The following is a 20792-nucleotide window of genomic DNA, read 5'->3' on the forward strand; positions in this document are numbered from 1 at the left end:
CGCCTGTGGTCTGTCAGGCAGCGCTCAGGCGGTCCGGTTTGCGCATGCCGGTCATCGGCAATGCCTGCCCGTAGCCGTGAGAAACCAGTTCGCCCAGGGTCTTTTCCAGCATCGCGCCATCATTGCCGGGAACGGAAACGATGATTTCCGCCGGCAGATTGCGCAACATTTTCTCAAGGCTCGATATCTGCACCGCACCGCATTCCACGAGAACCGTATCATAGGCATCGGAAAGCGCGCTGAGGATCATCGTCAGGCGGTCGATGGCGCGCATGGCCTCACGCGGCTGCGCATTGCCGCGAGGAACGATATGGGCGTCGGAAAGCCGGTCGCCGTGAATGGTTTCGCCAAAGGCAGCAGCACCCGCCAGAAGATCCATGACACCCGGCAACCCGGCCTCAGGCGCCATCAGACGCGTCGGACAGGCCGACGCCGTCATATCGACGAGAACGACGGACCGTCCCATTTCTGACAAAGCGCGTGCAAGCATGACGGTCGTGGTCGAGCCACTATCACCAGCCGGAGACACGACGGCGGCGACGGATTTGGCAAGACGGGTGGCGAGGAAAGATGCGACGGCGTCGATCGAGAAATTGTCGTCGGTGTCGATCTCTTCTTCCGCAGCTTCCGCTTTCGCAGCCGCTACGTCTTCCACCGGCAAAGCCGGTGTCGCAGCAACGGCAGCGACCGGTATTTGCTCTTCCTCTTGGACGACGGACTGGCGCGCAGCGGCAGGCATGGCCCGAACCGCGGGCGGCGCGTCCTCGTGACGGGCGGGAAGAGGCTGTTCCGGCATATCCGTGGTCTCGTCCGTAGTCTCATCCGTTTCGGCAGGCGCTCTTGCGGGCGGTGGCGGATCGGACAGCGGCGGAACATGGTTTTTGCCGACCGGCTTCAACGCCCGCCCGGTGAACAGTTCCACCAGCATGACGACGATGCAGGAGAGAAGAAAGGCCGCCAGCGTGACGACGATGGTGATGGCGCCCGTCTTCGGGAAATAGGGTTCGCGCGGCTCCACTGCCGTCGAGATCACACGCGCATCGGCGGGCGTGGAATCCACGGAACCGGCGCGCGACGTCGCTTCGCGATACCGGGCGAGATAGGTTTCCAGAAGCTGCCGCTGGGCCGAGGCCTCACGCTCCAGGTCGTTCAGGCCGACCTGCTGTTCGCCGGCACGCACGCTTTCCGTTTTCAGCACGTTCAATTGCTGGACAAGCTGCCGTTCCCGCAGACGAGAGACATTGGCCTCGTTTTCGAGGCTTGCGAGTACCTTGCGGGTCTCTTCCTGGATTTGCCGCTGTATGCCGTCAAGCTGGTTGCGCAGCGCCTTGATGCGCGGATGGCCTTCCAGCAGCGAGGATGACAGGTCGGAAATCTGGCTGCGCATGGCAGCTTCGCTCTCCTTCAATCTCTGGATCATCGGCGAAGCGACGACATCCGGGAAGGTATCAAGCGGACGTCCACTCGAAAGTGCGTTGCGCACGCCTTCCGCCCGTGCCTCTGCATTGGCCCTCTCCCCGCGGATACGGCCGAGTTCGGTCGAAATATCACTGAGCTGGCGGGTGGCAAGCGTTTCACCCTGCCCCGCCGACAGAATATCGGACGAAGCGCGGTAATCCGCGACCTTCCTGTCCGCATCCCGTACCTTTTCGCGCAGATTGGCGATCTCCGGCTCCAGCCAGCGCGCCGCCTCCGTGCTGGTGTCCAGTTTCGCGCCACTTTGCAGCGCGATATAGGCTTTCATCATCGCGTTGGGGATGGCAGCCGCAAGCATCGGGTCCTCGGAAGAGAACTCGACCGTGATGACGCGCGAGCTTTCGACCTGATAGACTTGCAATTTCTCCCGGAACGCCTTCAGAATCCGTTCTTCGGGCGGCACCTGCAGCGGATCCTTCTTGAGGCCGACCGCTACCAGCAGCTTCGAGACAAGGGAAGGACGCGCCGCCGGGTCAAGCTCTTGCTGCTCATAAAGCTTCATGTCTTTCGCGACCTGCTTGATAAGGTCGACGGATTGCAGGATCTGCACCTGGCTGGAGATGGTCAATTCATCGAGCACGGGTTCGGCGGGTGCGTTCGACTGCTGCGACGCGCCGAAGGAGGCCGCGCGCGATTCGATAAGGACGCGCGCCTCTCCCTTGTAAGCGGGCGACATCATGCTTGCGACAACGAAGGCTGCGCCCCCGGCCAGCAGCGTGATGGCCGCTATCCGGCCCTTGCGTTGCCATATGGCAGCGACAAGCCGCGCGAGATCGATATCCACATCCCTGTCATCAATGCGATCGCCGTTCATGCGGGCTCCGTAACCGAGATAAACCTCGGGCGCTCAAATATAGAGGGCCAATTCTCGCGAAGTTTAAGTCTTTCCGGTAACACAACAGTTAATTGCGACGAAGCCGACGAAATAAAGCCGATATTACCATCCTTCGGACCAACCGTTTACCGCGCATTAACCCTAACAGAACGATAAGAATGCTCATAGTTCGACTCGGAGCCAGATGAGATGCCGCTCGCCGGATCACGACATGCCACCGCACTGACGCTTGCCGTGCTGACGGCCCTTTCCGGTTGCGCGGCATATCAACCCGCGCCCAAGGCTTTTCACGAGGTCGCCTTGCAGCCCTATCACATCGATAGCGGCGACAGGTTGCGCATCAACGTGTTCGAGCAGACCGGGTTGACGAATACCTATACGGTCGATCAGGCCGGTTACGTCGCCTTCCCGCTGGTCGGTCAGGTTCCCGCGAGAGGCAAGACCCTCCCGCAGCTCGAAGCCGCCATTGCCGCCAAGTTGCGTCAGGGCTATCTGCGTGATCCTGATGTGACGATCGAGATCGACCGTTATCGCCCCGTTTTCATCATGGGCGAAGTCGGCCGTCCCGGCCAATATTCCTATGTGCCCGGCATGACCGCGCAAAATGCCATCGCCATTGCCGGCGGCTTCACCCCGCGCGCCAACCAGGCCGATGTCGACATAACCCGCAAAATCAATACCGAGGTGATGACCGGCCGGATCGGGATCACCGCACCAATTCTTGCGGGCGATACGGTTTATGTACGCGAACGCTTCTTCTGAAAACGGAGTGGCTGATATGGCGGATGACGGCCCTCCCCTGCGCATCATTCACTGTTTCCGCTCCCCCGTCGGCGGTGTCTTCCGCCATGTGCGCGACCTGATCGAAGAACATGTCAAACAGGGCCACAAGGTCGGTATCCTCTGTGACAGCTCCACCGGCGGCGCGCATGAGGAACGGCTTTTCGCACAGATCGCCCCGATGCTGGAGCTGGGGCTGACCCGTCTGCCCATCAAGCGCTCGATCAGCCCCGGTGACCTGTGGGCACTCTTTAAGTCCTACAACCATATCAAAAGTTTGCGGCCGGACATTTTGCACGGGCACAGCGCCAAGGGTGGCGCTCTGGCCCGGCTGATCGGCTCATTGTTGCGGGTAAACAGGTATCGCGTAGCCCGCCTCTATTCGCCGCATGGCGGCAGCCTGCATTACGACCGCAAGAGCCTGAAGGGACAGCTGTTCCTGCGGATCGAGCGGTTTCAGGAACATTTCACCGACGCCCTGTGTTTCGTGTGCAATTTCGAACAGGAAACCTACGAAACCAAGGTCGGTAAACCGCGCACCCGCACCGCGATGATCTATAACGGCGTGCAGGAAAACGAGTTTGAAACCGTGCCCGCCCGCGAGGGTGCCGCGCGTTTCCTCTATATCGGCATGCTGCGCGACCTGAAGGGGCCGGACGTCTTCATTCAGGCCTTCGCCAGAATGGAACGCAGCATCGGCCAGCCCATGTCCGGTGTGATCGTCGGCGACGGGCCGGACAGGGACAAATATGCCTCGATGATCGACAAGGCGGGGCTTTCTCAACGGATTTCCATGCATGCCGCCATGCCCGCCAGACAGGCATTCGAACTGGCGCCGACGGTGGTGGTTCCTTCGCGCGCCGAGGCGATGCCCTATATCGTGCTGGAAGCGCTCGCAGCGGGGAAAACCGTCATCGCTTCGCATGTAGGCGGCATTCCCGAGGTGCTGGGGGAGGATAGCGAGGCGCTCGTTCCGGCCGGAAATGCCGATGCGCTGGCAAAGATCATGGTCAAGGACGCCGAAGACGACGACTGGGCAAAACGGGTAATGCCCCGCCCCGACAGCTTCAAGGCGAAATTTTCAACACCGGTCATGGCCAGTGACATGATGAAGCTCTATCGCGGCCTGCTTTCGCTCTAGAAACATTTTAAAAACACGATTTTTAATTGTATATTTCGCCGTCCTGTAGAAACTCATCATAAACGTTTCTTAGCATGTTTCGGCTAGTTTCCTGCTCGTAGAGCACGTGCGTCCATTCGGACGGACAAGTACGCTCTACCACTTTGAAGTTGTGCATCGTTCCTGTCGAAAATCGATTCCGATTTTCGGACCGATACACTAGAGGGTGCGGACCAAAACGATGACCAAGGCTGACAAGGAAAGACTGCAATTCGATCTGGCGTCGTTGCGCAAGAAAATCTCCGAGCGCGAAGCCGGGGAGCCACCCGCATCCGAAACCGTCGTTCTCAATCCGCTTGCACGGCAGATCGCCAACCAGCTGCGCGCCGGCAACCATTCGCCAAACATGGTGATTGGCCAGTTGCGGCTTCTGGAATTTGCGATGCTTGTGGTCATCGCGGCCATCGTCAACGGCATTGGCGCCGATCGTGGTCTTGAAACGTTTCTCGTGCTTTTTGGCAGCGGCGTGCTGGGTGCAGCACTCTGCGTGCTGCTTCTGCAGGCGGGCGATTGTTATCAGCTTCCGACGCTGCGCGCGCCGTTGAAGATGTTCGCCCGCATTCAAGGCGCCGTCTGCCTGTCCTTCGTCGGGATCGCCTGTTTCCTTCTCCTGTTTTCCCCCGAGGTGCTGCATTCGTGGCAGGCCTTCGGCATCTGGTACGCAACGGGTGGAATTGCCGTTTTCACCGGACGGCTGATCCTCGGCTTTGCCATTCGCCACTGGGGCCGCAACGGCGTGATGGAACGCCGCGCCGTCATCGTCGGCGGCGGCGATGCCGCCAAGGACCTCATCCGCTCACTCGAACAGCAATCGGACAACGATATCCGCATCTGCGGCATTTTCGACGACCGCAAAAGCGAGCGTTCGCCCGATGTCGTCGCCGGTTACCCCAAGCTCGGCACCTTTGCGGAGCTGGTGGAATTTGCGCGACTGACCAAGCTCGACATGCTGATCATCGCCCTGCCGCTCAGCGCCGAGGCGCGTATCCTCCAGCTCCTGCGCAAGCTCTGGGTGCTGCCCGTCGATATCCGCATCGCGGCGCATGCCAACAAATTGCGTTTCCGCCCCCGCGCCTATTCCCATGTCGGCACGGTGCCGATGCTTGATGTGTTCGACAAGCCGATCCGCGACTGGGATTCGGTGGCAAAGCGAATATTCGACATCACTTTCAGCCTCATCGGCATCGTCCTTCTGTGGCCGGTGATGCTGGGTGCCGCGATCGCCGTCAAGACAACCTCCAAAGGCCCCATTTTCTTCAAGCAGAAGCGCCACGGCTTCAACAACGAAACGATCAATGTCTGGAAGTTCCGTTCCATGTATACGGAACTCAGCGATCCCACGGCGAAAAAGGCCGTCACGAAGAACGATCCGCGCGTCACGCCGGTTGGCCGGTTCCTGCGGAAATCCTCGATGGATGAGCTGCCGCAGCTTTTCAACGTTCTGCACGGCGATCTTTCTTTGGTCGGGCCACGCCCACACGCCGTGCATGCCCAGACAGGAGACCTGAAATACACCGAGGTGGTGGAGCATTATTTTGCGCGGCACAAGGTCAAGCCCGGCGTTACCGGCTGGGCGCAGATCAATGGCTGGCGCGGTGAGATCGACCACGGCGACAAGATCAAGTTCCGTACCGAATACGATCTCTATTATATCGAGAACTGGTCGCTGTTTCTCGATCTCAAGATCCTGTTCCTGACGCCGATCCGGCTGCTCAAATCGGAAAACGCCTATTGACCCACACCGGTTACCAGCACGCACCGGATTTTGACGCGCCGCTTGCCGCCATGCGGCTGGTCGGCGCGTTCTTCATCGCTTTTGGCGTTTTTCTTTCCGGCTTCGTGATTTCCGAACCGGCGCCCTACGAGCTGATGATGGTGGGGCAAGTGGCCATCTGGTTCCTGCTGGGCTTGCGCCTTTCGCGCACCGTCGTCCTGCTTTTGTGCCTGCTGCTCGCCTTCAATGTCGGCGGTTATCTTTCGCTCACCACCATGGCCAATCTGGATGAGGGACCGCTCTATCTCGCCGTATCGACCTTTCTGGCGCTGACCTCGGTTTTTTATGCGGCGATCATCGAGGACAAGCACCAGCGGTTATTGCTGATTTTCCGGGCCTGGCTCGCCGCCGCGCTGATAACCTCCCTGCTCGGCATCATCGGATATTTTCACGCCATTCCCGGTTTCGAGGTCTTTACCCTTTACGATCGCGCCAAGGGCGCGTTTCAGGATCCGAACGTCTTCGGCCCCTTCCTCGTGACGCCGTCGCTTTACCTGATCTACGGCCTGCTTTCCGGCAAGGCGATGCATGCGCCGTGGCGGATCGTCGGCCTGCTGATTCTGTCTCTCGGCATCTTCCTGTCGTTTTCACGCGCGGCATGGGGCCTGTTTCTGTTCGCCACCATCCTTCTGGTTTTCGTCATGCTGCTGAAGGAGCGGACGGCGGCATTCCGCCTGAAAATCCTCGTGCTGTTTCTCGTTGCCGCGGCGCTGATGGTCGCGGCAGTCATTGTCGCCCTGCAATTCAAGCAGGTCGCAGACTTGTTCTCCAGCCGCGCCTCGGCGGTGCAATCCTATGATGGCGGCCATCTTGGGCGTTTTGCCCGCCACTATCTCGGTTTCCTGTTGGCGATGGAGCATCCGCTCGGCATCGGCCCCATGGTGTTCGACGATATCTTTCCCGCCGCCGAACATAATATCTGGCTGAAGAGCCTCACCACGCATGGCTGGTTCGGCTTCGTCATCTATCTCACGCTGATCTGCTGGACCATTGCCGCCGGTTTCAAACTGCTGCTGCGCCAGCGGCCCTGGCAGCCATTCCTCATCATTTCCTGGGTGACCTTCGTCGGGCATGTGATGATCGGCAACGTCATCGACACCGACCACTGGCGGCATTTCTTCCTGCTGCTCGGCATATTGTGGGGATGCATGGCGTTGGAAAAACGCGAAAGCCTGCGCCGCCGCCGAACGGCCATCTAAAATACTTCCCCTTACGGAACCTTGCGTTATTTCATGCGTTTAGCCCCCGATCCTGATTGTCGAACGGGGAGACATCCTATGACGCAGACCAACAATCTCTATTTCATCATCGGCGCATTGCTGGTGGTCCTTGTCAGCCTTGGAGCCTATGTCTGGCACGAGGAAAGCAAACCGAAGGGGATCGAGATGAATATCGGCCCGAACGGCGTTTCAGTTCAGGAGAACTAAGCATTTCCAGTAAAACTGTGGCGCAGTTTTACATCTGGAGAATACCCGAAACCAAAGAATTGAGCGCGACCAACGATTCCGTTTATTAGGGACACGCCATATGTCCGCAAGCGTCGCGCAAAGTTCGGCTATTAAACCGGGTGCATCCCAAGCTTAAGAGGGCTGGGGTGCACCCGGTCTCCTTATGAGAGGAGACGAAAGGCGGGATCGAGGATCCGCGCCGAGCCGGTTCGGTATGCATGATGCGTATTGGCCTGATCATGGAAACAGTTAGCGCAATGGTCTCCTCCGTCGACCTGTCCACACGCATCGCCGCCACCAAACTCGCCCTCAAGGCCATCAAGGAGCAGGAGGACAATTCCGCTGCCAGCTCCTCGCCACGGGCGGCGATCCTCGGCTCCTACGGGGTCGATACCTCCCCCTCTTCCACCAATACGCGGCTGACACAGCTTCTGGCGCAATATGCGCAGTCCTCCAGCACCGACACGGAGACCGACGATACCGGCACGCAGGCGCCCTCCGGCGACATTACGCAGGCCAGCTTCATGAAGAACCTGAAGGGGACGCTGGACGAACTGTCCAAGGACCCGAGCAAGGCTGCGCAGGCGAAAGCAATGCTGGAAGCGCTGGCCGCCGGCACGCTGACCGTCTCCGATCCGACCGAAGGTACAAAGATCAAGGCCTGGGACGTGGAGGCAGACAAGAATACCACCTCGAAACCCGCAACGCAGATCACCACGACCGGTTGGAGCGACTTTCTGAAGGACCACCTAAAGCGCGACGGTTCAGCTTATGCCAAGTCTGCCGGTGGCGCTTATGTCGACAGCATTTCCGGCGACAACGCGTTTTTCGGCAATGTCGGCAGCCGCTATTATTATCTCACCTGGCCACAGGCGAAAGCCGGCACGCTGACCGTTTAAGCCATTGTCTCCGGCTGGAGACATATGTGTGGAAACGAGGACGGAAAGGCCCGCAGCCTTCCGCCACAGCTTTACCGCCTGCTCGCTATTGATAGAACAACCCGCTGCGACATGGATCATGCCGCAGCGTTCCTTTCCCCGTCCGCTCAGGCGGCGGGTGCGGCAGCCTGTTCGGTTCCGCCGGAAAGCGCCTTTTGCAGTTGCGCTTCCTGCTCCGGCGACAGCGAGGTTTTGATGACTCGCCCGCGCAGGCCTTCCAGTTCCGCCATTACCTTCTCCGGTTGTACCTTGCGGATCAGCACGAACAGCGCCGAAGAGCCATTGGGAATGGTTTCACCGAGCGATTTGATGAAACCGTCATCGATGCCGTAATCCGTCAACGAACCCGCAAGCGCGCCCGTACCCGCACCGATCGCGCCGCCGATCGCAAATCCCGCCAGGGGGTTGAGGAACAGCAGGCCGACGAGGCCACCCCAGAGGCCGCCAGACAGGAAACCGGAGCTTGCGCCGATCGCCGTCAGATTGACGCTCTGCTTCAGATGCACCTTGCCGTTCTCATCGCGAACGACGACAACTGCGTCTTCCAGATCGACCAGATATTCCTTTTTCATGCCTGCAAGCTTCAGAAGGACCCGGTCGGCCTCTTCCGTTCCGTCAAAACCGACAACGACGAGTTCGGACATGTTTCATCTCCCTGAGTTTCAGTTCGCTGCGATTGAACGCCGAAGACCACGGCAAGTTCCCGCAATGATGGAAAGATCATGTGTCACGCGTTTGACGGGCCGCGTCTTTGGGAGGGAACTCGCCCTATTTTTTGCCCCCTTCCCCGCGGTCCACACCCTTTTTTCCTTTTTTTGAGAAAAGGCTATTTTCCGCTTGCGCCCTAACAGGCTTATATATAAACGGCTTTCAGGTCCGGAGCGTAGCGCAGCCCGGTAGCGCACTTGACTGGGGGTCAAGGGGTCGTGGGTTCGAATCCCGCCGCTCCGACCATTAAAAACAGATAGATAGCCAGTTCCCCCAGAGCTGGCTATATTTTTTTGGCCACATTGTAGCCAGCGCTATGCGCGAATTGACAAGACCCGGTGCGGGTGTGCGTTTATCCAAGCCTGAGAACGAGGTGTGCTGAGATGACCAAAAAAACAAAAATTGAACACTCAGAATTCTCGGGCGAGTTTGAGGACGACGGCATCACGGTCCTCGTTGATATCTACCGACCCGCCGGCACCCAGCAAGACTGGACGCTCGAGGTTATCAGCGAGCACGACGATGTCACCACTTGGGAAGAACCTTTCACGACCGACAAGGACGCCTGGGAGGAATTCCTGGCCACCTGTGAGAAAGATGGGATTCGCAGCTTCCTGGACGGCGAAGATCCGTCGGTTCATTGACGCCTGATTGTGTGGCGCGAGACCGTTGGGTTCGCGAGAGCACTCATCGGTCAAATTCCTGAAAATACAATCTCATTAAAAAGCTTGTGACCGTCTCTGGACGATGCATATTGCCTTGTTGACTCTCCGCTAAAATTAGAACATTTAGTGAACAAACGAGAGGTCAACCGATATGTCCGATGCGGAAAAAATCACCCCTATACGGCCTGACGACATAGCCGGATACGTCATCCAGTGTCATGACGGCGATGCCAAGGCGGCGGTCGAAACACTGCTGGGCGAAATCGAGCATTTGCAGGAACAGCTTTCCCTCGCTGTTGCCATCATGGGAAAAGGATATACACGCGGGTGGACGCCGGATGCCGGAAACGACTGAACCGGCCGCCGCCGTTGCTTTCGGGGCAAGGCAGAACGACCGGCACTTTCCATTTTTTTACAGCATGCGCGAAGTAACGGTAGATTTATCCGAAGCTGTATTCGGAACTAGTTTGACGCAATTGTGAAGTCGGCGGTGATCGGCATGTGTTCGACATTTTCCCAGGTCTGGTCCATGGCATAGGTCTCAGACAGATAGGGGATGCCGATATGGCCGTAGCGAACGGAAAGCTGGCTTTCAGCCGCCTTTTCGCCGAGATTCGCGATGCGGCCGAGATAAAGCGCGGTCGCAAGACCCGTCCTGTCCGCCCCGGACTTGCAATGGATGAGGATGGGCTTCGGCGCATCACGCATGATCGCGATGAGCTGGTTCACCCTGCCCATATCGAGTTCCTGCCGTGCCGACATGCCAAAATTAATGTGGGTCAATCCAAGCTCGCGGGACGTTTTGATTTCGTCCTTGTACCAATCCTCGGATTCGTTCTCTCCGCGCAGGTTGATGACCGTCTTGATACCATGGTCCTTGGTATAACGGACAAGCTGCTCACTGCTTGGCTGATTGGAGCGATAAACCTGCCCCGCCATCACTTCGTGGAAGTTGCCGAGAAGCTGGATGGCAAAAAGATAACCACCCATGGCAAGTACCGCCGTACCCGCGGCCCAACAGGAGCCTTTCCAAAATCTTCGCATAATAAACCGGTTCTCTCATTGGACGAGACAACCGATACAGGTGGATTCTGACAGTAGGCTGAAAGTTATGCGACAGTATTGTAAGAGTAGAAAAATTGCGTTCGATCAACGAACGAAAACGTAGACGGCATAGATGGCGATGAGCGCAGCGGCAACCGCAGCGGCGATGACGCCAAGGCGTTTTTCGATGAAATGGCGCACCGGTTCACCGTATTTTTGCAGCAGCCCGGCGAGGATGAAAAAGCGCGCGCCGCGTGTGACGACAGCCGAGAGAATGAACAGGCCGAGGCTGATATTGGCCGCACCGGAGAGGATCGTGACGACCTTGATCGGCGGCAGGTGTGCAAAACCCGATGTCACCAGCAGGAGAACGATGGTTTCGTAATCCACCGAGTTCTTGAGCTGCTCGAAGCTGTCCAGCTTGCCGTAAAATTCGAGAATGGGCCGCGCGACGCTCTCGAAAGCATAGTGACCGAGGAACCAGCCGGCGATACCACCGAGAACGGAGGCGACCGTTGCGACGAACGCATAAAACATCGCCTTCTTCGGCTTGGCCAAAACCATGGGCACGAAAAGCACATCCGCAGGCACGACAAAGATGGAGCTTTCGACAAAGGCCACGATCGCCAGCCACCACACGGCGCTTTTGCGCGCCGCAAGCGCCATCGTCCAAGCATAGATGTTTTTCAGCATTTCATGTCCCCGGGGAAGATCGTTGTAAACCGAAGGCAAGGCAGGAGCCAAGACATCTCAGCGGTGATTTGTCTGCGGCGGACATTCGAACCACCGACCGCCGCCAAAGCAGGATTAGAGACAACGCAAGAGAATGGCAAATGTTGGAAGATTTATTTTTGCATTGCGGCAAAGGAGAAAGACGAACAATTCCAGACCGCAGCGGCAAGTGGTTGCTGCGATGCGAAATTTCACCCTCAGGTAGATAAACCGGCCTTTTTGCTGTAAAATAAGGCGTGACGGAAAGAGGAGGAAGTTATCGTGGACTATGTAAGCTTCATTACGTCGATCAATCCGGTCATACTCGTCATCCTGCTGGTGGTTCTTCTCGCAGGCGCCTACAGCAGCTGGGTTTCCCACTAGCCGAAGGCGAACGAAACCGCAGACCGGCGAAGGCGCTGATTTTCCATCAGCGGTAGGCATTCGGCCGGATGAATGTTATCAAACCCGGAGTTAAAACAACCTCCGGGAAGCCTGATGTCGAACGAATTCGCATTCACTGATACGTCTGAAAAGCTCAGCACCACGCTCGAAAAGCTGATAGGAAAACTGCAGGGTCAGACGATCACATTGCGCGAACTGATGGAAGCAATCGGCGAACAGGGCCTGTTGCTCATCTGTGCCATAGCCTCCCTGCCCTTCCTCATTCCCGTCTCCATTCCCGGCGTCAGCACCGTGTTCGGCGCGGCGATCATCCTCGTCAGTCTCGCAATCACCCTCAACCGCCTGCCATGGCTGCCGGCGAGGATCCTTGACCGGCAGATGGAAACGGCAAAGCTGGTGCCTGCCCTTCAAAAGGGCGTCGCCATCGTCTCGAGGCTCGATCGCTTCATCCGCCCGCGTCTCCCGGCGCTGACGGCGGGCATTGTCGCCAACAGAATAAACGGGCTTGCCCTGATGACGGCGGGTGTGTTGCTGATGATGCCGCTTGGCTTTATTCCCTTTTCCAACACCCTGCCGGGCGTCGCCATCCTGCTCTTCTCTGCGGGCATGATCCAGAGGGACGGCGTCACCGTGCTTGGCGGGTATCTGTTTCTCGGCCTGACGACGATCTATTTCGCAGCACTCGCCTATGCCGCCTTCTGGGCCGGACAGGGCATCAGCAGCTCCATAGGCGGCTGAGCCTATTGCCGGCCTCTGTTGCGGGTATCGCGGCGGTTGCCTCGCGATGCCCACCAGACCGCCAGCCGTCGCCGCCTGCGGCGAACCGCGGGCAGATCGTGGGAAAGCACGATAAGACCGAGCGGGATCATCCAGAAACCAAGGATGGGCAAGAACCCAAGCGTTCCGCCCACCACCAGCGCCGAGCCGGTGGCGATCCTGCCGACGCGCGAACGCGGCATGGCAACGCTCCATTTTCCGAGATTGAGGCGACCCGTTCTGTGGTCCATTCCGAATTTCATTCCATACTGCCCTTTAACATCTGGCCTGTGGATAATTTTTTGACCGTCAATAAGCCCGGAAAATCGGGACTCCGGCGAGATAAAACAAGATGAATGCGTTTTTTTTGAAAAAACCGCTTGGCAAATCGGAAAAGCATTTGTATTACCCCGCTCACACCGCGCCAAGCAGCGCACGTTCCCTGGTAGCTCAGCGGTAGAGCATTCGACTGTTAATCGACAGGTCGCCGGTTCAGAATCCGGCCCGGGGAGCCATTTCTTTCAAAGCAATGGTATGATGAGCGAGATGCAAATGCATCCGCCCAAGCTGCATCTTAGCATATTCACCCTGCCCGATTGCCGGGTGGTAGTGGCGTCAGGTCTTCTTCACCACACGCTTCGTCGCAGTCGACGCATTGGTGAGCGCCGGCGGATCGCTGGCCGGGAAACTTTCCTCCAGGCTTTCGGTCAGGTCGTCTTCCTTTACGCGGCTCGCGGCCTTTCGTTCTTTCTGAAGCGATTTTACGGCTGGCGATTTGGCTTTCTTCGCCGGAGCCTTTGCGGCAGCGGGTTTCGCCGCGCCGTTCTTACCTCTGGCCTTGGCGGCTCCCGCAGCGGCGGAGACCTCCCGTTCAGCCTCCATCCAGTGCCGTTCGTGGTGCCCGTCCGGCTTTCCCTCCCTCTCCCATATTGCGCGCGCTTTTTCGCGGATTGCGGCTTCGCGATCATGGTTCATAACGGGCCTCCCTCTTTCGTTGCGCCGGTTTGGATTGTGCCGGAAGAAAAACAGAAAAGCCCGGAAATTGTTCCGCCCTCCGTGGTGGCGCACGCGCATTTCCGCAAAAAAAGGAACCGTCCTCTTCGCCAGATCGTTTGCCCGGCTGGAACCCGCAGGAGGACCATCCATGAGCGATCCGAAACAGAAGAAAAACGAGCCTCTCGACATCAGAGACGAGGATTTGGCACGTTTCGAAACCGACAGCGAACTCAAATCCAAAGAAGGTGAGATTTATCCGGATGAATCCATGAGCCTGCGCGCACGGCGGCAGGCGGCACGGCAACATGAGGACGCCTTCATCGTCGCCACAGACCTAGAGGACGACGACCAGCGCGAAGCGGCGCCCGGCGTCAGGGAACAGCCATAGGGGCCTTAAAACGCATAAGGCGGGCCATAGCCCGCCTTTATAAGGATTGTCGTGAGTGTGGTCCGGTCTTCAGCGACGAACGGAAACGATGGTCTTGCGATTGAAATTCGATACCTGCACCCGGCCGGACTGATTGCCGCCGAGGATTTGCGCGGTCTTGCCGCTCATGCTCTTTAGAATGCCGACGTGATAACCGCGACCGTTGCGAAGGACGACGACGTCGCCCGGTTTGGCAGCACCGACGGGAACAGCATAACCGAAGGAGGTCCAGGATTTCGCAAATCCGTAGGATTTGGGAGACTGCCGGCCGGCCTTGTTGGCGACGGCATGCAGGAAAAGACCACACCATGGTGTACTGCGGGGATTTGCCCCAAGAATATTCTTCAGGCTCTTGTTATTTTTGGCTTCATGCAGCCCGGTATATTGCTCAGCCTGGTTCAACATGCCTGCCGAAGCGGATGCAACGGCTGTAAAAGACAAGGCTACGGATAGAATTAACGTGGATACTCTCAAACGTCTCGCCCTTATGTTAGAGGGCGTCCGTGTATTATGACAATCTAGCGACAATTTGACGAGAAAAGGGCAGAAATCAGACGGCTATTCATGCCGGCTGATCTGTCATTGCTTCAAAACAGGCTGCCCTGTGCATCGTCCGCCTGGGCACGGCCGGCATTTTCGAGATCCAGCATCCGCAATTTGGTGTTCGTTCCCCCCGGCGCGGAAAAGCCGCCCAGACGGCCACCGGCGGCCAGCACGCGGTGGCAGGGAATGATCAGCGGCACCGGATTTCTCGCCATCGCCTGACCGACATCGCGGGCCTTTTCCATGCCGAGGCCCAGCGTTTTCACGATGCCGCCATAGGTCGTGGTGCGGCCCCAGCCGATCTGCCGCGCAACCGCGTAAACATCGAGAAAGAACCGCTCCTGTCCGGCAAGATCGAGATCGACGGTGCTAAAATCGATCTCCTCGCCATTGAAATAACGGGTGATCATCGCGATCACCTCACGGGTCCGTGTTTCAGGAACCGCGATGGATGACGATGGCAGGCGCTTCTGGAGAAGTCTTTCGGTCTCGCCGGCATCAGTGCTCGGCAATTGCAGACGCACGATACCGCGCCCTGCCCAAGCAAGGCCGCAATGGCCAAGCGCCGTCGGAAAAACAATATAGCCGTAATGGTTGCTCATCGCCGTATTCATCCGCTTTCGGCGCGAAAGATGCCATATCCTGCGTTCGAAACAACCCGTTTCTGGCTGCTGATACAACAAGGCCACCCGGCTTTTGCGGATGGCCTTTCACATATCAGTCCAGAAATTGCTCAGGATGCAATTTTACCCTGCTCCGCCCTGTTTCCGTCTTCCAACAGGCATTGCGCCTGCCGGCTTGCGGTGACGAAGGCCGCGCGGGCTATTTCTCCCGCCACATCCCCCATAAGCGAGGCGCGGCACAGACGCAGTGCCTGTTCGTGTGCCTTGCCACCGCGTTGCGGCCATTCGTGCTGCAGAAAATCGAAGGCCTCGTAAACGCCGTTGAAAATTCGGGGAGCACCGTTTTCCAGAGATATGGTAACGGGCTTTTCCCACTTAACGTCATTCAGCAACATTGATTGCACTTCCATGCTCTATTAACCCGCGACAAACGCCGGCTCCTCCAGTTGGTTCCCTTCACCTGCGGTTTCAAGGCCAAAAAAATAACCCTCGAATAACCATGCGCCTCCATTTCTCCATTCTACGCCATTTGCGGAACAAAGCGTTTCAACACTCGTTCAAGCGGAAGTGAACCGGATCCCTTCATGCAGACAACAGCCTCTCCCGTCATCGTCTGGTTCCGCAAGGACTTGCGTCTTGCGGACAATCTCGCCCTTCTTGCAGCCGTGGAGCATGGCGGCCCCATCCTGCCGCTCTACATAAGAGAAATGTCTTGCGGCCCGCTGGGTGGAGCACAGGAATGGTGGCTTCATCATTCGCTTGTCTCGCTCTCCACCGCGCTGGAAAAGACCGGCAGCCATCTCCTGTTCATGAGCGGCGATGCTGGGGAGGTATTGGATCAGCTGATATCCGCAACCGGTGCTGATACCGTATTCTGGAACCGCCGCTACGAACCGGCCGGCATGGCGACGGACAAAGTGCTGAAACAGAAGCTCCGGGACGACGGCATGACCGTTCGCAGCTTTGCCGGACATCTGCTGCACGAGCCATCCCGGCTGAAGACGAAATCCGGCGGCCCCTACCGCGTCTATACGCCCTTCTGGCGGGCGCTTGAGGGCGGCGAAGAACCACATGCGCCGGCGGATGCAGTGAAAAGCCTGACGGCACCGCAGACATGGCCGAAATCGGAGAAGCTTGGCGACTGGAAGCTCCTGCCCGTCAAACCTGACTGGGCCAGGGATTTCAGCGAAATATGGACACCCGGCGAAAACAGCGCCCGGGAAAAACTCGATGATTTCATCGACGGCGCTCTGAAGGGTTACGAGGAAGGCCGCGATTTTCCGGCAAAGGACGCCACCTCGCTACTTGCACCGCATCTGGCTCTCGGTGAAATATCGCCTGCCGCCGTCTGGCACGCGACGAAGGGCCTCTCCCGCCATATCGCCTCCAACGATATCAGCCGGTTTCGCAAGGAACTCGTCTGGCGGGAATTCTGCTACCATCTGCTGTTTCATTTCCCTGAGTTGGACGAAAAGAACTGGAACGACAGTTTCGATGCCTTCGGCTGGCGGGACGACGAGAAATCCTTCAACGCCTGGAAACGCGGCATGACGGGGTATCCGATCGTCGATGCCGGTATGCGGCAACTGTGGAAACACGGCACCATGCATAACCGCGTGCGCATGATCGTCGCCTCCTTCCTCATCAAACATCTGCTGATCGACTGGCGGAGGGGTGAGAAATGGTTTCGCGATACGCTTGTTGATGCCGATCCGGCCTCGAATGCCGCCAACTGGCAGTGGGTGGCGGGTTCCGGCGCGGACGCCTCGCCGTTTTTCCGCATCTTTAATCCCATATTGCAGGGCGAAAAATTCGATGGCGAGGGCGATTATGTGCGCCGCTTCGTGCCGGAGCTTGAAAAGCTTGAAGGAAAATACATCCACAAGCCGTTTGAGGCGCCGCAGGCGGTGCTGCAGAAGGCGGGCATCGAGCTTGGCAAAACCTATCCCCAGCCGATTGTCGACCACACGAAGGCACGCGAAAGAGCGCTTGCGGCCTATGCTGCTGTGAAGAACAACGCATAAAATTGGGTATCGGCAAAATTTTGCGTGGCTAAGCCAAAGGCGGGAAGATAATTTCTTGCCTTGAGGCGGTTGTAACGGGACATAACGGCACCTAATTTCCGCTCAGACAAGAAGGCTCAATCATGACCATTCACTCCTCTGCGCTCAGTGCTATCGGCAACACGCCGCTCATCCGTCTGAAAGCCGCCTCTGAAGCGACGGGGTGTGAAATCCTCGGCAAGGCGGAGTTCCTCAACCCCGGCCAGTCGGTGAAGGATCGCGCCGCGCTCTACATCATCCGCGACGCAGAACGGCGCGGGCAGCTGCGGCCGGGTGGTACCATTGTGGAAGGTACGGCGGGCAACACCGGCATCGGCCTGTCGCTGGTCGCCAATGCGCTCGGCTACAAGACTGTCATCGTCATTCCCGAGACGCAGAGCCAGGAAAAAAGGATGCGCTGAAGCTTCTCGGCGCCAAGCTGGTCGAAGTTCCGGCCGCACCTTATTCCAACCCGAACAATTACGTGAAGGTCTCCGGCCGGCTGGCAAAACAGCTTGCCGCGACGGATGAAAACGGCGCCGTCTGGGCCAACCAGTTCGACAATATCGCCAACCGTCAGGCCCATATCGAAACGACGGCACCGGAAATCTGGGATCAGACGGACGGCAAGGTCGATGGTTTCATTTGCTCGGTCGGCTCCGGCGGAACGCTTGCGGGCGTGGCAGACGGCCTGCGCGATTTCAACCCCGACATCAAGATCGGCCTTGCCGACCCCGAAGGCGCCGCCCTTTACGAATTTTACAAACACGGCGTGCTGAAATCCGAAGGCTCCTCCATCACCGAGGGCATCGGACAGGGACGCATCACCGCCAATCTGGAAGGTTTCACGCCGGATTTCTCCTATCGCATTTCGGATGCGGAAGCCCTGCCGGTGCTGTTCGATCTGGTCACGAAAGAGGGTCTGTGCCTCGGCGGTTCCTCCGGCATCAACATTGCCGGTGCAATCCGCCTTGCCCGCGAGCTTGGTCCGGGGCATACCATCGTGACGATACTTTGCGACTACGGTAATCGTTATCAGTCTAAGCTCTTCAATCCGGATTTCCTGCGTTCCAAGGGACTTCCGGTTCCACAGTGGCTGGCGACGAAAAGCGAGATTGCGGTTCCGTACGAAACCGTTTGAGGACATGCCGAAATGCCTGTGAATGCCCTGTTCCGTGACGATTTTTATCTTTCCACCGCAGAAGCAATCGTCACGGCGGTGCATGAGGATGGCGGCATCGAGCTGGACCAGACCTGCTTTTACGCCACCTCCGGCGGCCAGCCGGGAGATAGCGGCTTTCTCGAGCGGGCAGACGGTTCGCGTATCGAACTCGGCATTACCAAAAACGGTGCCGACAAGAGCGTGATCGTCCATGTGCCGCTAGAAGGTCAGCCTTCCCCCGAGATCGGCGAGAAGCTGACCTTGCATGTGGACTGGCCGCGCCGCTACAAGCTGATGCGCATGCACACCGCCTGCCACCTGCTCTCCGTCGTCTGCCAGTGGCCGATCACCGGAGCCGCCGTCGGCGAGGACGGATCGCGCGTCGATTTCGATATGTCTGAGACCATCGACAAGGACGAAGTGACGGCAAAGCTGATGGAACTGGTGAAAGCCAACCATCCCGTCTTCCTGCAATGGATTACCGACGAAGAGCTGGCTGCCAATCCGGGCATTGTCAAATCCAAGAATGTTCGCCCGCCAATGGGCCTCGGCCGGGTCAGCCTCGTCTGCATCGGCGAAAATTCTGCCATCGACAGCCAGCCCTGCGGCGGCACCCATGTTTCCGAAACGCAGGAAGTGGGTGATATTCACATTGCCAAGATAGAAAAGAAGGGCAAGGAGAACAGGCGGTTCCGCATTCGTTTCGGCGCGCCTGAAGCTGTTGCCTGAAATCGGGAGAAACATCGTGAGCACGGATAAGAGCCGTTTCGTCGTTTCGGCGGACTGGGTAGAAGCACAGCTCGGCACGGCCGGGTTTCGTGTCGTTGACGCCTCCTGGTATCTGCCCACACACAAGCGCAATGGCGCGGAAGAATTTGCGGCGGGTCACCTGCCCGGCGCCGTGTTCTTCGATCAGGACAAGATCGCCGATCATACGACCGGCCTGCCGCATTCCCTGCCCTCGCCGGAGTTCTTTGCGGAACAGGCGGGCGAGCTTGGCCTCAGCGATACCGATACGATCGTGGTCTATGACGGCCCCGGTTTCTTTTCCGCACCGCGCGTCTGGTGGATGCTGCGGGTGATGGGCGTGCGCAAGGCCTATGTGCTGGATGGCGGTCTGGACGGCTGGAAGCGCGAAGGCCGGCCGCTCGAAACCGGCACGCCGGAGATCGAACCCGCAACCTTCACACCCGATTTCAATGAGAAGCGCGTGACCTCGCTTTCGACCATGCGTGGCATCGTCGACGGCGGTGAAAAGCAGATCGCCGATGCGCGCGGCGCGGGACGTTTCACCGGCGATGAGGCCGAACCGCGCGCCGGCATGCGCTCCGGCCACATGCCCGGCGCACGCAGCCTGCCCGCCACCGCCTTCTCCGAGAACGGTCATTTCAAGGACCTCACCGCCATCCGCAAGATGGTGACTGACGCCGGTATCGATCTCGGCAAGCCCGTCGTCACAAGCTGCGGCTCGGGCGTCACCGCCGCCGTCATCACCCTTGCGCTGGAGTCACTCGGCCATCAGGACAATTCGCTCTATGACGGTTCCTGGTCTGAATGGGGCGGGCTGGAAGATACGCCTATTGTTACCGGCCCCGCCGAGCCTGTTCCCGTGGTGTCGCATGGGCCTTTGAAGGCGCATGTCACACAGCTGGAAATGACGGCGCCGCCGAAGGTGAGCCTCGCGATCCCCGTCAACATCCAGACGGCGCTGATGCGGGTCAACGATATTCCCCTGCACTTCTATCGTTACATGTACTGGCGGGTGGGAAAACGCTGGCACTGGCAAAAACGCATGCGCATGAGCGACGCGGAACTGTCCGCCACCCTCAAGAACCCGAACAACAGCGTCACGGTTCTTTACATGAACGGTGCGCCCGCCGGTTTCTTCGAGTTGAACAAGGCGAGCGACGAGGTCACCGAGCTTTCCTATTTCGGGCTGCTCGAAGAGGCGATTGGTGCTGGCGTCGGCAAGTGGTTCCTGTTGCAGGCTCTTTACGCCGCCTGGCAGGACAATCCCAAACGCGTGACGGTGACCACCAACACGCTCGACCATCCGCGCGCGCTGCAGCTTTACCAGATGATGGGCTTTTCGCCTGTTGGCACCTATGAGGCCTGGGTGGAGCCGCTGTCCGATACCGAGCTTCTGGAAATCTCGCTGCGCAACTGAGTTGTGGGCGATTGAGAGCGACGCGCGCCATTCTTCGGTCGCGTGTGATCCCCACTCCCTCATTCCTGTGCTCGTCACAGGAATGAGGGAGTGGGGGAAATGTCAGCGCAGA

General features: G+C 58.4%; 22 protein-coding genes, 2 tRNA genes and 1 pseudogene. 16 read left to right on the plus strand and 9 right to left on the minus strand.

Annotated features, from left to right (window positions below; translation table 11 throughout):
• Positions 1–13: 13 nt before the first annotated feature.
• Positions 14–2290: a polysaccharide biosynthesis protein UppB gene (uppB, locus tag RBH10_RS16735; RefSeq protein WP_281036450.1), complete on the minus strand. Its 2277-nt coding sequence runs from the start codon at positions 2288–2290 to the stop codon at positions 14–16.
• 210 nt (positions 2291–2500) lie between these two features.
• On the opposite strand from uppB, the gene uppC reads away from it, so the two are divergent.
• The 6 genes from uppC to RBH10_RS16765 all read left to right on the plus strand — a co-directional run bounded on the left by uppC (position 2501) and on the right by RBH10_RS16765 (position 8392).
• Positions 2501–3073: a polysaccharide export protein UppC gene (gene uppC / locus RBH10_RS16740; RefSeq protein ID WP_045015932.1), complete on the plus strand. Its 573-nt coding sequence runs from the start codon at positions 2501–2503 to the stop codon at positions 3071–3073.
• Between the two features lie 16 nt (positions 3074–3089).
• On the plus strand, positions 3090–4232 hold the full coding sequence (uppD, locus tag RBH10_RS16745; RefSeq protein ID WP_281036449.1) for a polysaccharide biosynthesis type 4 glycosyltransferase UppD: 1143 nt from the start codon (positions 3090–3092) through the stop codon (positions 4230–4232).
• Between the two features lie 220 nt (positions 4233–4452).
• Complete coding sequence (gene uppE, locus RBH10_RS16750) at positions 4453–6006, plus strand: polysaccharide biosynthesis glycosyltransferase UppE (protein WP_281036448.1); 1554 nt, start codon at positions 4453–4455, stop codon at positions 6004–6006.
• Positions 6003–7244 (plus strand): polysaccharide biosynthesis O-antigen ligase family protein UppF, encoded by a 1242-nt coding sequence (gene uppF, locus RBH10_RS16755; RefSeq protein WP_281036447.1) that lies wholly within the window; start codon positions 6003–6005, stop codon positions 7242–7244. The genes uppE and uppF overlap by 4 nt, the downstream gene beginning before the upstream one ends.
• A gap of 78 nt (positions 7245–7322) precedes the next feature.
• The gene (locus RBH10_RS16760; RefSeq protein ID WP_281036446.1) at positions 7323–7472 is read left to right on the plus strand and encodes a hypothetical protein; all 150 of its coding nucleotides are present in this window, start codon (positions 7323–7325) and stop codon (positions 7470–7472) included.
• Positions 7473–7711: 239 nt separating this feature from the next.
• Complete coding sequence (locus tag RBH10_RS16765; protein ID WP_281036445.1) at positions 7712–8392, plus strand: hypothetical protein; 681 nt, start codon at positions 7712–7714, stop codon at positions 8390–8392.
• A 146-nt stretch (positions 8393–8538) separates the two neighbouring features.
• On the opposite strand, the gene RBH10_RS16770 is transcribed toward RBH10_RS16765, so the two are convergent.
• Entirely contained in the window at positions 8539–9075 is a 537-nt protein-coding gene (locus tag RBH10_RS16770) for a DUF1269 domain-containing protein (RefSeq protein WP_045015927.1), read from the minus strand.
• A gap of 233 nt (positions 9076–9308) precedes the next feature.
• Between RBH10_RS16770 and RBH10_RS16775 the strand changes: the two genes are divergently transcribed.
• The 3 genes from RBH10_RS16775 to RBH10_RS16785 all read left to right on the plus strand — a co-directional run bounded on the left by RBH10_RS16775 (position 9309) and on the right by RBH10_RS16785 (position 10159).
• A tRNA-Pro gene (locus RBH10_RS16775) sits at positions 9309–9385 on the plus strand.
• 137 nt (positions 9386–9522) lie between these two features.
• Complete coding sequence (locus RBH10_RS16780; protein WP_045015926.1) at positions 9523–9783, plus strand: hypothetical protein; 261 nt, start codon at positions 9523–9525, stop codon at positions 9781–9783.
• Between the two features lie 172 nt (positions 9784–9955).
• Entirely contained in the window at positions 9956–10159 is a 204-nt protein-coding gene (locus tag RBH10_RS16785) for a hypothetical protein (RefSeq protein ID WP_045015925.1), read from the plus strand.
• Between the two features lie 107 nt (positions 10160–10266).
• Here the strand turns inward: RBH10_RS16785 and RBH10_RS16790 are convergent, their stop codons facing one another.
• Both RBH10_RS16790 and RBH10_RS16795 read right to left on the minus strand, forming a co-directional pair.
• Entirely contained in the window at positions 10267–10848 is a 582-nt protein-coding gene (locus tag RBH10_RS16790) for a dual specificity protein phosphatase family protein (protein ID WP_281036444.1), read from the minus strand.
• 105 nt (positions 10849–10953) lie between these two features.
• On the minus strand, positions 10954–11541 hold the full coding sequence (locus tag RBH10_RS16795) for a YqaA family protein (RefSeq protein ID WP_281036443.1): 588 nt from the start codon (positions 11539–11541) through the stop codon (positions 10954–10956).
• 516 nt (positions 11542–12057) lie between these two features.
• Here RBH10_RS16795 and RBH10_RS16800 point away from each other — a divergent pair.
• Positions 12058–12702 carry an exopolysaccharide biosynthesis protein gene (locus RBH10_RS16800; protein ID WP_281036442.1) on the plus strand — a complete coding sequence of 215 codons (645 nt, stop codon included), beginning with the start codon at positions 12058–12060 and terminating at the stop codon, positions 12700–12702.
• Positions 12703–12704: 2 nt separating this feature from the next.
• On the opposite strand, the gene RBH10_RS16805 is transcribed toward RBH10_RS16800, so the two are convergent.
• On the minus strand, positions 12705–12983 hold the full coding sequence (locus tag RBH10_RS16805; protein WP_045015922.1) for a hypothetical protein: 279 nt from the start codon (positions 12981–12983) through the stop codon (positions 12705–12707).
• Positions 12984–13159: 176 nt separating this feature from the next.
• On the opposite strand from RBH10_RS16805, the gene RBH10_RS16810 reads away from it, so the two are divergent.
• Positions 13160–13235 (plus strand) — tRNA-Asn (locus RBH10_RS16810).
• 100 nt (positions 13236–13335) lie between these two features.
• Here RBH10_RS16810 and RBH10_RS16815 read toward each other — a convergent pair.
• Positions 13336–13695, minus strand: coding sequence for a DUF2934 domain-containing protein (locus RBH10_RS16815; RefSeq protein WP_281036441.1), 360 nt, complete (start codon positions 13693–13695; stop codon positions 13336–13338).
• A gap of 169 nt (positions 13696–13864) precedes the next feature.
• Between RBH10_RS16815 and RBH10_RS16820 the strand changes: the two genes are divergently transcribed.
• Complete coding sequence (locus RBH10_RS16820; protein WP_045015920.1) at positions 13865–14104, plus strand: hypothetical protein; 240 nt, start codon at positions 13865–13867, stop codon at positions 14102–14104.
• A gap of 69 nt (positions 14105–14173) precedes the next feature.
• Here the strand turns inward: RBH10_RS16820 and RBH10_RS16825 are convergent, their stop codons facing one another.
• The 3 genes from RBH10_RS16825 to RBH10_RS16835 all read right to left on the minus strand — a co-directional run bounded on the left by RBH10_RS16825 (position 14174) and on the right by RBH10_RS16835 (position 15704).
• Positions 14174–14617 (minus strand): TIGR02594 family protein, encoded by a 444-nt coding sequence (locus RBH10_RS16825; protein ID WP_281036440.1) that lies wholly within the window; start codon positions 14615–14617, stop codon positions 14174–14176.
• Between the two features lie 113 nt (positions 14618–14730).
• Positions 14731–15288 carry a methylated-DNA--[protein]-cysteine S-methyltransferase gene (locus RBH10_RS16830; RefSeq protein WP_281036439.1) on the minus strand — a complete coding sequence of 186 codons (558 nt, stop codon included), beginning with the start codon at positions 15286–15288 and terminating at the stop codon, positions 14731–14733.
• A gap of 131 nt (positions 15289–15419) precedes the next feature.
• The gene (locus RBH10_RS16835; RefSeq protein ID WP_281036438.1) at positions 15420–15704 is read right to left on the minus strand and encodes a DUF982 domain-containing protein; all 285 of its coding nucleotides are present in this window, start codon (positions 15702–15704) and stop codon (positions 15420–15422) included.
• Positions 15705–15893: 189 nt separating this feature from the next.
• Between RBH10_RS16835 and RBH10_RS16840 the strand changes: the two genes are divergently transcribed.
• The 4 genes and pseudogenes from RBH10_RS16840 (at position 15894) to sseA (ending at position 20680) form a co-directional block, all read left to right on the plus strand.
• Positions 15894–17333 (plus strand): deoxyribodipyrimidine photo-lyase, encoded by a 1440-nt coding sequence (locus tag RBH10_RS16840; RefSeq protein WP_281036437.1) that lies wholly within the window; start codon positions 15894–15896, stop codon positions 17331–17333.
• Positions 17334–17455: 122 nt separating this feature from the next.
• Positions 17456–18492: pseudogene (locus RBH10_RS16845) on the plus strand (cysteine synthase A).
• Between the two features lie 12 nt (positions 18493–18504).
• Positions 18505–19242 carry an alanyl-tRNA editing protein gene (locus tag RBH10_RS16850; RefSeq protein ID WP_306180712.1) on the plus strand — a complete coding sequence of 246 codons (738 nt, stop codon included), beginning with the start codon at positions 18505–18507 and terminating at the stop codon, positions 19240–19242.
• Between the two features lie 16 nt (positions 19243–19258).
• Entirely contained in the window at positions 19259–20680 is a 1422-nt protein-coding gene (sseA, locus tag RBH10_RS16855) for a 3-mercaptopyruvate sulfurtransferase (RefSeq protein WP_281036435.1), read from the plus strand.
• Positions 20681–20792: the final 112 nt, after the last annotated feature.

It is taken from the genome of Rhizobium sp. AN73 (assembly GCF_030757975.1).
In the GTDB taxonomy this organism is placed as follows: domain Bacteria; phylum Pseudomonadota; class Alphaproteobacteria; order Rhizobiales; family Rhizobiaceae; genus Agrobacterium; species Agrobacterium arsenijevicii.